Below are 14609 nucleotides of genomic sequence, written 5' to 3'. Positions count from 1 at the left end.
GTCGCGGTCGCGTCGGCCAGCTACGCGTTGGTGGAGGAACCCGCCCGCCGCGCCGTCAAGCGCTGGGAGGCGCGCGCCAGGAGCGCCGACCGTCCGAGTGGCAGCACGGCCAGCCCGGTGGCGACGAGCGCCAGCAGCAGCGGGAACTGAACGAGGAACGAGTGCCCCACGTACCCGCCGGGTGCCCGCCACGGGCCGGTGGAGAGCATCGCCATGCCCAGCATCGTCGACGCTCCGGCGACCCCCACCAGCACACGCGCGGCGGTGGCGGCTCCGCGTAGGCGGACGAGGGTCACGGCCAGCAGCGTCACCACTACCGTCGTCGCCGCGCCGACGGGACCACCGATCACGGTGGCGGCAGCGAGGATTCCCAGCCACCCGACCGTAGCGCTGCCCCAGGTCCGGGGTGCCGGGCCGGGATCGCGCTCGCGTGCACGGCGAGGCCACACTGCGGCGGCGATCAGCGGAATCAGCAGCAGCAGACCGCCGAAGATCCCCAGGCGGTACCAGTGGTCGGTGGGGAAGTCCAGGGTCACCGTCCCCTCGGTTCCCGCGGGCAGGATCCACCCCTGCTGCCAGCCGTCCACGACGATCGGTGTCAGTTCGCTGCCGTCCGGTGCGGTGGCCACCCAGCCGACGTTGGTGCTCTCGGGGACGACGACGATGCGTTCGGCGTCCGAGCGGGGCACCGTGAGTTCCCGGTGGTTCTCCGTCCATGCGGTGGTCGACACCTGCTCGGTCGGAACGGCCTGGGCCTGCGGTCCGGCGTCGAGGCGGAGACTGTCGACGAAGAACGCCGACCCCGGGTCGACGGTCACGTCCTGGGAGCCGGCTCCCAGCGGAACGGGGCCGGGGGTGTCACAGACGGTCGCGGGAACCGGGCCACCGGAGAGCACTTGCCCGACGGTTGCCGTGACGCTCGTCCGCACCGGCTGCCCGCCGATCGTCACGACCGGACCCTCCTCGCAGGGCAGCGTCACCGGGCGGGCGCCGGCGTCGTCGGCCGGACCCGAACCGGGCAGCAGGACGCCGTCCTCGCCCAGCACCCCGACCTCGGCGAGGCCCGCCGGCTGCAGTTGGGCGAAACCCAGCGCGTTCTGATCGAGGGTGCTGTTCCAGGACACGAGGCTGAGCACGATCCGGTCGGTCACCCGGGGTTCGACCCTCACGGTCCCGTCGTCGTCGACGTCGCGCACCTGCGGTCCGTTCCCGAGGTCGACGGCGACCCGGTCGGGGGCGGCGGGCACGGCGCCCGCGCTGGGCGTCAGTCGCAGGCCGGTGACCAGCGTGGGTTCGGGAAGGTCGATCGTGAGGGTCGGTTTCGCGCCCTTGCCGCTGGTGGTGTCCTGCTTCGCCGACCAGCTGGTGCGCGGATCGTTGTCGGTGGCGGCGAACGCCGACCCGCGAAGGTCGGTGATGTTGCTGGTCCCGTGGGCGGACGGTGAATCCTTTTGGGTGAGAAGCTCTTCCAGTGGTGCGCCGTGCCGTGCCCGCAGCATGAGCTGCGGTGTGACCGCGGTGGGTTCGGGCACCGACAACGTTCTCTCGAACGTGCCGACCTCCTCGGGCGGCAGGACGAAGGCGTTACTGCACCGCACGCGGTCCGGGGACTCGGCGCACGAGTTGCGGCCGGGGAGTTCCTGGCTGAGATCCCAGCCCGAGACGGACGCGCCCTCGGGGGTGGGAGGCAACACGGTCCGGTACCGGATCGGCACGGTGACCGGGGCGTCACGCTGGGAGAAGTCCTCGACCGACACCTCGCTGATGCCGAACTGCGTTCCCGCGGAACCGTTCTCGGTCCGGGTCGCGGTGATCCGCACCCACGGGGTGACACCGCCGGGAACGGACACGGCGATCGGTTTGCCCGGGGCGTCCACCTTCACGGCCGTGCTGCCGTTGGGGGTCGACACCTCCATCCAGCGGACGGGGGCGCCGATCGCGGCCGGGCTGGTCGTGATGTGCAGCAGAGAACTCGTGAGTGGGGTGTCGAAGTCGATCTGGAGCCACTGGCCCAGCGCCCGCTCGATGCCGTTGCTGAACCAGCCCGTCGCCGGGTCGCCGTCGACGGGCGCGGCGGCGCTGCTGGCGGGGGAGCTGCCGCCGAGTTGCGTGGCGTCGGACGCCGCGCTCGACACGCTCAGCGTCGCGCCCTCCCACTGCCCCTCCACCAGCGGGGTGTCCGCCACCGGATAGTCGGGGACGAGATTGAACGTGCGGCGGGCGTCGTCCGGGGTGCGCAGTGCCGAACTGTGATTGTCGACCTGGCCGTAGTCGGTTTCCCGGTTCCGGGGCGTGTCCGTGACGGTGACGTCGTCGACCGGCAGTCCGGCGCGCGTCGCGTCCGCGGCCAGCAGCACCGGTCCGGCTCCGGGCAGTGCGCCGTTCTCCCGCAGGCGTTGCAGCGATTCGGGCCCGCCCTGCACGCGGGGGATGCCGTCGAGGTTCGCGGTGTACGGCCCGCTCGTCGTCGGCGAACCGTCCGGCATCGACACCTCGAAGATCTCGATCGCCGGATACCGGGGCCGTAGGTCGCTGTCGATCACCAGGCCTTCGACGTCGCCGGGACCGATGTCCTCGCCGAACTCCGCGACTTGCGTGAATCCGGGCGAGCCGGTGACGGCCTGGTGCGCGAGCAGTGGGCGCGTCGATCGCGACGTCTCGGGGTCGAGGTCGTTGCGGAGGACGAGGTAGTGGATGCCCTGGCCGAGCAGGGTCTGCGCCATGCCGTCCGAGGGACGGCCGTCCGTGATGAGCCGCTGGATCGAGTCCATGGCGCGGATGGTGCCGGGCGGGGTGAGCGGGACGGCGTCGCGGGACGCCCACGGCGTGGACGCCAGCGCCTGCATCGGTTCGTCGCGGGTGAGACCCCAGAGCTGGCTGCCGAACGGTGCGCCGGGCACCACGAGCGCCCGCTCCGCGTCGGAACCGTCGGGGCTCGTGCCGCCGGCGTTGTCCTCCAGCCACGAGGCGGCCTGCTGCCAGTAGTCGGGGACCTCGGAATATGTGCCCCGCGGTGCGAGCTTGCCCGTCCACGCCAGCGACGTCGCCAGGGTGAGGGCGACCAGCACCAGGCTCGTCACCGCGACCATCGGTTCACGCTCGGGGTGCGCGAACGCGCTGCGCCACCGCGCGACCGGCACGGACCCGGGCAGCGGCACCTTCGCCAGCAGGTGCGCCAGCCCGAGCACGAGGGGCAGTCGGACGAGCGGCTCGAGTTTGTGGACGTTCCGGAGGGGCGCCCCGGTGGAGTCGAGGAACAGTCGCACCTGCTCGGCGAAGGGGGAGCCCAGTTCGCCGATGTATCCGGCCGCAAGTCCGGCGACACCGACGAACAGGATCAGGGTGAGGCGGCCGCGGGCCGGCATCGACCGCATGCACAGTCCGGCGAGCCCGGCGGCGGCGATCAGGCCGGTCGCCGCGACCGCGGCGGGCTGGGTGACGAGGACCGCGCCTGCGATGCGCTCGGGGGAGACGAACGGCGTCCAGCTGTCGGTGCCGCGGAGGATCTCGGCGAGGGACGTCCACTGCGTGGTCACCCCGGACGACTCGATGTAGTCGAGGAACGGTGGGCTCACCTTGCCGAGCAGCAGCAGCGGCACGATCCACCACAGCGTGGCCAGCGCCAGGAACGGGAACCACCACGCGGTGAACACCCACCACCGACGGTTGGGCCGGTGCGCGATCCACCACAGACCTGCGACGAGGCACGCGGCGACGGTCGCGACTGCGTTGACGGCACCCATCAACGCGACGGCGAGCGCCGACTGGGCCGCCAGCCGTGCAGGTGAGTGCCACCGTGTGTTCCGGGACGCTTTGTCACTCACCTGGGAGAGGGCGACGACCACGGGAAGAAGGACCCACGGCGCCAGCATCATCGGGAGGGTTTCCGACGAGATCGAACCGAGGGTCGTGAGGACACGGGGGGAGAACGCGAACGCGACACCCGCGATGATCCGGGACGAGCGGCTGCCGACGCCGAGCGCCTCGGCGAGACGGACGATGCCCCAGAATCCGGCGACGAGCAGCAGGGCCCACCAGATCCGCTGGGTGATCCACGGCGGGACGCTCAGGACGTCGCCGAGCGCGAAGAACGCGCCGTGCGGAAAGAAGTAGCCGTAGGCCTGGTTCTGCACCTGACCCATGGGGGCCTGGCTGCTCCACTGATGCGCGGCCCGTTCCAGGAATCCGATCGGATTCTGGGACAGGTCGTACTTGGTGTCAGCGGCGAGCCGACCGGGGGTTTGGAGAAACGCGAGAAGAAACGCTACGACAGAGGCGCCGAACAGCCACCGCCGTGACAGAGGCTCCGCCGAGGGCGCCATGGACGACATGGCCGCCGACTCGGGGGAAGTGCGGGAACTTGTTGAGCCGGCGCTCTCAGCGGCTGCCGTACTCAACCTGGTTCAGGAGCGAGGAATCCGCGTTGCCGCTGCGGTCGATCTCGGGACGCGTGTTGTCCTGTGCGGCTGCGGTGATGCCGAGCGTCGCCACGGTGCCGAGAGCGACACCGACCACGGCGCTGACCACACCGGGCACAAGGAACTTCCCCATCAGACATCTCCCACCGTCGTGCCATCGACGCACACGGCTACTCCCGCGTACGAATTGCTCGGGTCAAGGTATCACCCGCGGGCCGCCGAACTGCCGATTGGTGCTCGTAGGCCACCGTTTCTGCAGATCACGGGCCCTGCTGCACGCCGAGCGCCCGGAGCAGCGTGCGCAGTTTGGTGGTCGTCTCGTCGAGTTCGGACTCAGGGTCGGACTCGGCGACGATGCCCCCGCCCGCCGTCGCCAGTGCCTCGAGTCCGTCCGCGGCGATCTCGGCGCAGCGGATGGCCACCACCCAGTCGCCGTCGCCGTCGCCGTCGCACCACCCGACGGCGCCGCCGTAGAACCGCCGATCCTCCTCGACGTCCCGGATGGTGGCGAGGGCGAGGTCGGTGGGGGTGCCACACACCGCGGGGGTCGGGTGCAACCGGGTGGCCAGGCTCAAAGCGCTGGTCGACGCGTCGCGCAGCACGCCTTCGATGGGGGTCGCGAGATGCCACACCTCGTGGGTGCTCGTCAGAACCGGGGAGTCCGGGACGGTCAACTCGGTGCAGAGCGGCGCCAGGACGTCTCTGATCCAGGCCGTGACGAACGCGTGCTCGGCCAGGTTCTTCGTGGACTCCAGGAGTCCGCGACCTTCCTTCTCGTCGGCCTCCGGATCGGCGCGCCGCGGGGCTGTTCCGGCGAGGGGACGGCAGGTGACGCGTCGCCCGCGGCGGCTGAGCAGCACCTCGGGGCTGGCGCCGACGAGGCTGTGGCTGCGGAAGCCCTCGCCGGCCGCGGAGAGGTCGACGGCGAACCCGTTGGCGGTGGGATTCTGGTGAATCATTCTCGCGGCCAACGCTTCTGCGGAGATGGGGGTGTCGGCACGGAGGGTGACGCTGCGGGCTGCGACGACCTTGCCGAGCGCGCCCTCACGCAGTCGGTCGACGAGGGACCGCACCCGGGCCACGTGCTCGGTGGGGTCAGGAATTTCCCGCGTGAGGCGTACGGACGGGAGGTCGGGAACGGCACCGGGCCGCCACGGGCCGTCCGTGAACTCCCACGATTCCGGGGCGGTCAGCGCGGCAGGACGCTGGGGATCGAACGGCAGCGCTCCGACGATCAGTTCGGTGTCACCGTTCGCGAGGGCCGCGACAGCGGCTGCCGCGGTGTCGTACCCGTGCCGCGTACCGGACGTACGCAACGTCCGGTCGGCGCGGGAGAGAAGGAAGCCGTCCATGGTCACCCGACAGTAGTCGGGAGCCCGGACTACTTCCCGGGAGGCACGATCAGCACCGGGCGGTGACTGTGGCGCAACACGTGGTCGGCGACGCTGCTCTGCAGCAGTGACCGCAGACCTGTGGTGCCGCGGGTGCCGGTGACGATGATGTCGACCGCGAGTTCGTCGGACGTCTCGACGATGGCCGTCCAGATCGTGCTGGTGCATTCGATGCAGCGACCCTCGGTGGCAAGTCCGGCGGCCTCGGCGAGTTGGACGCCCTCTTCGTTGGTGACCTTGGCGTCGGAGAACGCGACGTCCTCGGTCTCCTCGTCGGGCACCCACTCGGGTTGCATCACACCGGACAGGCCCGACATGCGCGCGGCCTGACGGACCATCGGCTCCCACACCGTCACCAGCACAGCGCGATTGGAGGCGAGGAATCGACCTGCGCACTCCACCGCACGCTTGGCGTTGTCGGATCCGTCGTAGGCGATCAACATCAAACCACCGGGCACTACGACCTCCTGAGTACGGGCTTCCTCTGTGTCCAGATTACCAAGACGGGCGGCAGCGGTCGTCGATTCGGGACCTGCCGCGGGGGCGCCGACGGCGAACTGGGCTACCGTCGAACCCATGCGGATCAAGTATGCACTCGCGCTCGCTGCCTGTACCGGCCTCGTCGCCGGATGTTCGTCGGGTGGTGGCGAGACGGTCGCGGAGTCGTCGTCGACGACACCGTCGCCGTCCTCCGTCGAGCCGGCCTCGCATACCGGCACCGCAGCGCCCGCAGCCGCGCCGGCGTCGTGCGAGACGGAGTTCCTGCAGTCTTTGCCGTTGCGGCGCAAGCTCGCTCAGCTGCTGAACGTGGGAGTGACCGGCACCGCGGATGCGGCTCAGGTGGTCCGTGACGAGCAGATCGGCGGCATCTTCGTCGGAAGCTGGACCGACGAGGCCATGCTCGCGAACCGTGAGATTCCCCAGGTGGCGTCGGCGTCGTCGCTGCCGCTGATGGTGACGATCGACGAGGAGGGTGGGCGCGTGTCGCGCGTCGAGAACCTGCTCGGAGCCGATCCGTCCGCCCGGCAGACCGCAGCCACGATGACGGAGGAGCAGACGTACCAGATGGCGCTCGAGCGCGGTCGTGGACTGAAGGACCTCGGTGTCACCGTGAACTTCGCCCCCGACGTGGACGTGAGCAGTCAGCCCGACGACAGCGTGATCGGCGACCGCTCCTACTCCGACGATCCCGCCGTCGTCACCCGCTACGCGGACGCGTACGCGCGCGGAATGCGGGACGCGGGAATCCTGCCCGTCATCAAGCACTTCCCCGGCCATGGATCGGCGTCCGGCGACTCGCACACCGGGGCCGTCACCACCCCGCCGCTCGAGCAGTTGCAGACGAAGGACCTCGTCCCGTTCCGGAACCTGGTGTCCACGGGGGTCGGCGTCATGCTCGGTCACCTCGAGGTGCCGGGTCTGACCGCGCCCGGGATTCCCGCCAGCATCAGTCCCGACGCGGTGGCGCTGCTGCGCGGCGGCACCGGATACGGGGCGCCGCCGTTCACCGGACCGATCTTCACCGACGACCTCAGCGGCATGCAGGCGATCACCGACCGGTACGACATCACCGTCGCCGTCGAGACCGCGCTGGAATCCGGTGTCGATGTCGCCCTGTGGCTCACCACCGACGACGTCCCGCGGGTGCTCGATCACCTCGAAAGCGTTGTGGCCTCGGGCAAGCTGCCGCAGCAGCGTGTCGACGAGGCGGTCCTGACCGTCGCGCGCGCCAAGGGCGTCCTCGCCTGCTAGTGCGGGGTCCGCGACCGGGTGCTGGTATTCTTCTCGTCCGCCGGTCGGGCCCGCTTTATTACCGTAGAGTAAGATAGCGGGTTCGACGATGATGGAGGGCGAATGGCCGGCGGCACCAAGCGACTGCCGCGCGCAGTGCGCGAGCAGCAGATGCTCGACGCTGCTGTCGACGTCTTCTCCGACAGAGGTTTTCACGAAACGTCCATGGACGCGATCGCGGCCAAGGCGGAAATCTCGAAGCCGATGCTGTATCTCTACTACGGTTCCAAGGACGAACTGTTCGCGGCGTGCATCCAACGCGAGGGCCTGCGCTTCGTCGAGGCGCTCGCTCCGGCGGGCGATCCGGGGCTGAGCCCGCGCGAACAGCTGCGCCGGGCCCTCGAGGGGTTTCTCGGGTTCGTGGGCAAGCACCGCAAGTCGTGGATGGTTTTGTATCGCCAGGCGATGGGGCAGCAGGCGTTCGTGGGGTCGGTGCAGTCGAGCCGCGACCGGCTGATCGAGCTGACCGCGCACCTGCTCGAGTCCAGCACCAAGGATCCCGAGCCTGGACAGGATTTCGAACTGATCGCCATCGCCCTCGTCGGTGCGGGTGAGGCGGTGGCCGACCGCGTCGCCGGCGGCGAGATCGAGGTCGGCGCAGCCGCCGATCTACTGGAATCCCTGGCGTGGCGTGGCCTCGCGGGCAAGAAGAAGCCGGAGTGAACGGGACGCTCGTTCGATCAGATCGAACGAGCGTCCCGTTCGTCCGCGTCAGCGCAGTGTCGCGGTGAGGTGTGGGTACCCCTTCTTCGGGTGCTTGATCGACAGATCCCAGCCGTCGCCGGTCTGATCGGCGTACACGTTCAGCGTGGACGGCAGCAGGATCGGTTTGCCGAAGCGCACGCTGTACGTGACGGCGTCCGGGATCCGGCCCTCCACCGAGCCGAGGACGGCGGCCGCACTCCACATGCCGTGCGCGATGGTCTTCGGGAATCCGAAAGCCTTGGCGCCCAACGTCGACACGTGAATCGGGTTCCGGTCACCGGACACCGCGGCGTACTTGCCGATCGTCTTCTGATCGACCCGCAGCGTTCGCAGCGGGCGCGGCGGCTCCTCCTCGGCCTTCGGTTCGGGGCCGGGCTGACCGGACAGCGACGTCTTCTGCTGACGCAGGAACGTCGACGTCTGCTTCCATACCAGTTCGCGTCCGACCCGGATCTCGCTGATCACGTCGATCAGAAGCCCCTTGCGGTGCTCACGCAGATTCTCCGCGTGCACCGACACATCCAGGGGCTCGATCACCGAAATGGGACGGAACTGTTCGATGACGTTCTCCGCGTGCACCGAACCGATGGCGGGGAAGGGGAAACCGTCGGACACCATCAGCTTCATCACGACCGGGAACACCAGTGTGAACGGGTACGTCAGCGGCAGGTGGTCGCCGAATCGCAGTCCGGTCACCCGGTCGTACGCCGCCAGGTTGTCGGGGTCGACGCGCACCCCGTTCAAGACCAGCGTCGTGTCCGGGGCACTGTGCCCGCTCGCGCCGATGACCGGCAGCGCGCTGCGCACGGCACGGGTGTAGATGTCGAGCGTGCCCGGCTTCTCCGTGAGTTGCACGACCTTGCCGGACATCACGCCCCCAGCAGGCTCTGGCCGCAGACGCGGACGATCTGTCCGGTGACGGCGTTGGACGCGGGGCTCGCGAAGTAGGCGACGGTCTCGGCGACGTCGACGGTCTCGCCGCCCTGCAGCAGGGAGCTCATGCGACGTCCGGCCTCGCGGGTGGCGAAGGGGATCGCCGCGGTCATCGCCGTCTCGATGAAGCCCGGTGCGACGGCGTTGATCGTGATCTTCTTCGCCGCGAGCACCGGCGCGGAGGCCTGCACGAGTCCGATGACACCGGCCTTGGAGGTGCCGTAGTTGGTCTGACCCCGGTTGCCCGCGATGCCGGCGATGGAGGAGACGTCGATGACGCGACCGCCTTCCTTCAGTGCACCCTTGGCGACGAGGACGTCGGTGATGCGCTGTGGCGCAAGAAGGTTGACGCCGATCACCATGTTCCAGCGGCCCTCGTCCATGTTGGCGAGGGTCTTGTCGCGGGTGATGCCGGCGTTGTGGACGATGATGTCCGCGCCGCCGTGCCGTTCGAGGACGAACTCGGCGAGCTTGTCGGCAGCGTCGTCCGCGGTCACGTCCAGGGCGAGGGAGGTGCCGCCGACCTTGTTGGCGGTCTCCGACAGCGCCTCACCGGCGGCCGGAATGTCGGCGCAGATGACGTGCGCGCCGTCGCGGGAGAGGACCTCGGCGATGGTCGCGCCGATGCCGCGGGCCGCACCGGTGACGATGGCGACCTTCCCGTCGAGCGGCTTGTCCCAGTCGGCGGGTGCGACGGAATCCTCGGCGCCGACCCGGATGACCTGGCCGCTGACGAACGCGGACTTGGCCGACAGCAGGAACCGCAGCGTGGATTCGAGACCCGACACTCCTGCGGAGGCCTTCGGCGAGACGTAGACGAGCTGAGCCGTGGCGCCGCGCTTGACCTCCTTGCCGACGCTGCGGGTGAAACCCTCGAGCGCGCGCTGGGCGATGTGCTCGTCGACGCCGGACGTCTCCTCGGGGGTGGTGCCGATGACGACGACGCGCGCGGACGGCGCGAGGTTGCGGATGACCGGCTGGAAGAACTCGAACAGCTGCTCGAGCTCGGTGACCGAACCGATGCCTGTGGCGTCGAACACCAGAGCGCCGTACGTGTCGTCACCCGATCCCGCGGCGGGGTAGTCGGACAGCAGTTCGCGCAACGGCTCGACGAGACGGCCCTTGCCGCCGATCAGGACCGGGCCGGCGAGCGGCGGTTCGCCGTGCTTGTATCGCCGCAGGTTCTCGGGTCGCGGCAGTCCCGCTTTCGCGGCGATGAACGCGCCGGGTGCGGATGAGAGGAACTGGGAATAGAGGTCGGGAGCTCCCTTGCTGGCTGCCACGGTCCTACCTTCTGTCGTCGTTTGGCGGTCAGTCACCGAGCACCGAGTGAAGTGCGGTGTCGACAAGTAACTTACTCCTGAGTAAGAATAGTAGCCAACAGGTAATCGCACCAGATCCTTGGAGACGTCAGTGACCAGCAAAGCTCGCACCAATTCGAACTCCGCAGCGGCGCCGAAGCCAGGCGGAAAGCAGGAGCGTCCCGTCGCGATCGTCGGCGGAAACCGCATTCCGTTCGCCCGCTCCGACCGGAAGTACGCGCAGGCGTCCAACCAGGACATGTTCACCGCGACCCTCGACGGCCTCGTGAGCCGCTTCAACCTCCAGGGAGAAAAGCTGGGCCTCGTCGCGGGCGGCGCCGTGCTCAAGCACAGCCGCGACTTCAACCTGATGCGCGAATGCGTCCTGGGCAGCGCCCTCAGCCCGTACACCCCGGCCTTCGACCTGCAGCAGGCCTGCGGCACCGGACTGCAGTCGATCGTCGCCGTCGGGGACGCGATCGCGGCCGGCCGCATCGAGGCCGGTGTCGGTGGCGGTGTCGACACCACGTCGGACGCGCCGATCGGCGTCAACGACGAACTCCGCGAGTTCCTGCTGTCCCTGAACCGCGCGAAGAGCACCGGCGACCGCATCAAACTGCTCGGCAACGTCCGCCCGTCCATGCTCGGCATCGAGATCCCCCGCAACGGCGAGCCCCGCACCGGGCTGTCCATGGGCGAGCACGCCGCCATCACCGCCAAGGAATTCGGCGTCCGCCGCGAGGATCAAGACGCACTGGCCGCCGCCAGCCACCAGAACATGGCCGCCGCCTACGACCGCGGATTCTTCGACGACCTGGTGACGCCGTTCCTCGGGCTCACCCGCGACGACAACCTGCGGCCCGACTCCAGCGCCGAGAAGCTGGCCAAGCTGAAGCCGGTCTTCGGGGTGAAGGCGGGCGACGCCACGATGACGGCGGGCAACTCCACCCCACTCACCGACGGCGCGTCCGCGGTCCTGCTGTCCACCGACGAATGGGCCGCCGAGCGCAAGCTTCCGGTGCTCGCGCATCTCGTCGACTCCGAGACCGCGGCCGTCGACTACATCCACGGCAAGGACGGGCTCCTGATGGCGCCGACGTACGCCATCCCGCGCCTGCTGGCCCGCAACGGCCTCACCCTGCAGGATTTCGACTTCTACGAGATCCACGAGGCGTTCGCGTCCGTCGTGCTGGCGACGCTGCAGGCGTTCGAATCGGACGAGTACTGCAAGGAACGCCTGGGCCTCGACGGCGCACTGGGGTCCATCGACCGCAGCAAGCTGAACGTCAACGGGTCCTCGCTGGCGGCGGGCCACCCGTTCGCCGCGACCGGCGGACGCATCGTCGCGTCGCTCGCCAAGATGCTGGCGGAGAAGGGCTCGGGCCGCGGCCTGATCTCGATTTGCGCCGCCGGCGGCCAGGGTGTGACGGCAATCATAGAGGCGTGATCCGACTGGCCTTTCCGGTAGCTGGGAGACCGGAAAGGCCAGCGTGCACGCAGTGCGAGCGGGGATCCGGCAACGAGGGGTGGCCGGATCCCCGAAATCTTTTCCGACAGGTGTAACGCTGGAGATTAGCTGGCGATATCCCTGTCAGCCCCGTGTTGCTGCCTGACCCCCGACCTGGCAGCAGCGCGGGGCTCTTGCATTTCCGGCGGCCGGTACGCTGACGTGGGGGTCTCGACCGGGCCTCGCTCGGATCGGATCGCGCTTGAAATGCAACGAGCACCGACGGCAAGCTGAGGCCCGCACGAAGGACAACTCGGTGAGAGGGCCACGGTGAACGACGAAGACGGCGACAAGGGGAGCAAGGCACCCGAACGGTCGACGCCGGACCCTTCCGCGACGCCCGAGAGCGTCGAACCCGAGAACGTGGCCGACCCGCCCGCCCCGGAACCGGACGAGGTCCCGGCTCCCGACGAGGCTGCGGCTCCCGAAAACGCTCCGGCTTCCGACGAGGCTCCGGCTCCCGACGCTCCGGCGGAACAGCCGAACGCCGACGACGCCCCGACGACGCAGCTGAACCTCGGTGACCTCGGGGAACGCTCCGAGGAGCAGGCTCCCGACGCGCCGTTGTGGGTGGAGCCCCCGGCGAACGAGGACGTCACGCAGGTGATCCCCGCCATTTCGCCGGGTCCCGTTCCTGGGCCGACGCAGGCGTACACCACACCGGCGGACGAGCCGACCGTGGTGGCTCCGGCCGCCGCGGCGCAGATCACGCCGCAGCCGGCGCCGGAACCGTCGGCGCCCGCCGAGCCGTCCGCGGAACCGACCAAACCTGCGCGTGCTCCCTGGGTGAAGATCGCCGCGGTCACCGGTGGTGTGATCGCTCTGATCGGCATCGCCTACGCCGCGGACCTCGCGGTGTCCTCCGGAAAAGTCCCGCGCGGGGTGACCGTGGCAGGCGTCGACGTGGGCGGTTCGTCCCGCGAGGAGGCCGAGGCCATTCTGCAGGCGCAGGTCGGCCCGCGCGCCGATCAGCCGCTGACGCTGACGGCCGGCGACGTGTCGACGCAACTCGTTCCGTCGGCCGCCGGGCTCGGTGTCGACTGGGAGGCCACCCTCGACCGGGCCGATTCGCAGCCGCTCAACCCGTTCACCAGGCTCACGTCGTTCTTCACCACCGACGAGATCGGTGTGGTGTCGACCCGCAACGAGGCCGCACTGGCCTCCGCCGTCGACGGTCTCCGCACCGAGACCGATCGCGCGTCCCGTGAGGGGACCGTCGTGTTCGAGGGCCCGACCCCGGTGCCGGTGGACCCGTCGACCGGGCAGAACCTGAACGGGGAGGGCGCCGAGGCGGCGTTGACCGAGGAATGGGCGTTCGGCCGGACGGTGGAACTGCCCGTCGACGTCGTGCCCGTGACAGTGACGAAGGAAGGCGTCCAGCGGGCGCTCGCCGAGGTGGCGGTGCCCGCTGCCTCCGCCGATCTGGTGGTGACCGGTCGTGACGGCAAGGTCGCGACCGCGGCGCGTCAGCAGATCGGTGCCATCGTCGGCTTCGAACCGGACGGCAACGGCGGGCTGAAGCCCACCTACAACATCGAGGCGGCGATCGGCATTCTGGCGCCGCAGCTCGTCTCGACGGAGATCGCACCGAAGGACGCGACGATCACGCTCGACGGCGGATCGCCCACCGTCGTCCCCGCGGTCGTCGGCGACCTGGTGCAGTGGCCAAAGACGTTGGAAACGCTGCCCGAGTTGTTGCGCGGCAACGGTTCTCACGCCACCGCCGCGGTGTACGGACCTGTCCCGCCCGCCCTCACCACGGAGGCCGCGCAGGCGCTCGGCGTGAAGGAAGTGATCGGCGAGTTCACGACCGGCGGCTTCTCTGCGGCGTCGGGTACCAACATCCGGCTCGCCGCCAGCGAGATCAACGGGGCGCTCGTCAAGCCGGGCGACACGTTCTCCCTCAACGGGTACACCGGCCCGCGCGGCACGGCCCAGGGGTATGTGGAGTCGGGCATCATCAACAACGGTCGCCCGGACACCGCGGTCGGTGGCGGTGTGAGCCAGGTGGCGACGACGCTCTACAACGCCGCGTACTTCGCCGGCATGGAGGACGTCGCGCACACCGAGCACTCGTACTACATCTCGCGCTACCCCGAGGCGCGCGAGGCCACCGTCTTCGAAGGCGCCATCGACCTGCAGTTCCGCAACACCGGCAAGACGGGTGTGATGATCCAGGCCATCGGCGGCGCCTCGGATCTGACCATCAGGTTCTGGGGAACCAAGACGGTCGACGTCGAGTCGATCACCGGCAACCGGACCAAGCCGACGGAGCCCGACACGGTCACCCTGCCCGCCGGCGATCACTGCATCGCCTCCAGCGGCGCACCGGGATTCACCGCCAGCGACACCCGGGTGATCTCCGATCACGCCACCGGCCAGGAAATCTCCCGGGACACCAGGACCGTCCGCTACGACCCCGTCCCGATCGTCAAGTGCGAGGCACCCGGCCCTGCACCCAAACCCGACGAGCGCACCCCTGCCGCCTCGCCGGCCCCCTCCGCCCCGGCGGAAAGCCCGAAACCCACCACCCCGAAGCCGAATCCGAACGACGGCGAGTAGC

Annotated in this window: 10 protein-coding genes; 4 read left to right on the top strand and 6 right to left on the bottom strand. The window is 69.6% G+C overall.

The annotated features are described in order from the left end of the window. Window positions 1-20 precede the first annotated feature (20 nt). The 4 genes from JVH1_RS10340 to JVH1_RS10325 form a co-directional block, all read right to left on the bottom strand. Complete coding sequence (locus tag JVH1_RS10340; RefSeq protein ID WP_009478222.1) at window positions 21-4331, bottom strand: alpha-(1->3)-arabinofuranosyltransferase; 4311 nt, start codon at window positions 4329-4331, stop codon at window positions 21-23. Between the two features lie 46 nt (window positions 4332-4377). Further along, window positions 4378-4551 (bottom strand): DUF2613 domain-containing protein, encoded by a 174-nt coding sequence (locus tag JVH1_RS10335; RefSeq protein ID WP_005258546.1) that lies wholly within the window; start codon window positions 4549-4551, stop codon window positions 4378-4380. A 127-nt stretch (window positions 4552-4678) separates the two neighbouring features. Continuing rightward, window positions 4679-5770: an isochorismate synthase MenF gene (locus JVH1_RS10330; RefSeq protein ID WP_009478224.1), complete on the bottom strand. Its 1092-nt coding sequence runs from the start codon at window positions 5768-5770 to the stop codon at window positions 4679-4681. Between the two features lie 29 nt (window positions 5771-5799). Next, on the bottom strand, window positions 5800-6267 hold the full coding sequence (locus tag JVH1_RS10325) for a universal stress protein (protein ID WP_005243718.1): 468 nt from the start codon (window positions 6265-6267) through the stop codon (window positions 5800-5802). Between the two features lie 118 nt (window positions 6268-6385). Here JVH1_RS10325 and JVH1_RS10320 point away from each other — a divergent pair, with 118 nt between their 5' ends. Together JVH1_RS10320 and JVH1_RS10315 are read left to right on the top strand one after the other, a co-directional pair. Further along, window positions 6386-7561, top strand: a complete 1176-nt coding sequence (locus JVH1_RS10320) for a glycoside hydrolase family 3 N-terminal domain-containing protein (RefSeq protein ID WP_009478225.1) — start codon at window positions 6386-6388, stop codon at window positions 7559-7561. 102 nt (window positions 7562-7663) lie between these two features. Then, window positions 7664-8263 carry a TetR/AcrR family transcriptional regulator gene (locus tag JVH1_RS10315; RefSeq protein ID WP_009478226.1) on the top strand — a complete coding sequence of 200 codons (600 nt, stop codon included), beginning with the start codon at window positions 7664-7666 and terminating at the stop codon, window positions 8261-8263. A 48-nt stretch (window positions 8264-8311) separates the two neighbouring features. Here JVH1_RS10315 and JVH1_RS10310 read toward each other — a convergent pair whose 3' ends face one another. Beyond that, window positions 8312-9175 carry a MaoC/PaaZ C-terminal domain-containing protein gene (locus JVH1_RS10310; RefSeq protein WP_009478227.1) on the bottom strand — a complete coding sequence of 288 codons (864 nt, stop codon included), beginning with the start codon at window positions 9173-9175 and terminating at the stop codon, window positions 8312-8314. After that, on the bottom strand, window positions 9175-10521 hold the full coding sequence (locus JVH1_RS10305) for a 3-oxoacyl-ACP reductase (protein ID WP_009478228.1): 1347 nt from the start codon (window positions 10519-10521) through the stop codon (window positions 9175-9177). Before JVH1_RS10305 ends, JVH1_RS10310 begins: the two co-directional genes overlap by 1 nt. Before the next feature lie 130 nt (window positions 10522-10651). Between JVH1_RS10305 and JVH1_RS10300 the strand changes: the two genes are divergently transcribed. Beyond that, window positions 10652-11986, top strand: coding sequence for an acetyl-CoA C-acetyltransferase (locus tag JVH1_RS10300; RefSeq protein ID WP_009478229.1), 1335 nt, complete (start codon window positions 10652-10654; stop codon window positions 11984-11986). A gap of 330 nt (window positions 11987-12316) precedes the next feature. Beyond that, entirely contained in the window at window positions 12317-14608 is a 2292-nt protein-coding gene (locus JVH1_RS10295; RefSeq protein WP_009478232.1) for a VanW family protein, read from the top strand. The last annotated feature ends 1 nt before the right edge of the window (window position 14609 follow it).

The sequence above is a fragment of the Rhodococcus sp. JVH1 genome (genome assembly GCF_000280725.2).
In the GTDB taxonomy this organism is placed as follows: Bacteria; Actinomycetota; Actinomycetes; order Mycobacteriales; family Mycobacteriaceae; genus Rhodococcus_F; species Rhodococcus_F jostii_A.
This window is presented reverse-complemented; position numbering and strand designations above follow the sequence as displayed.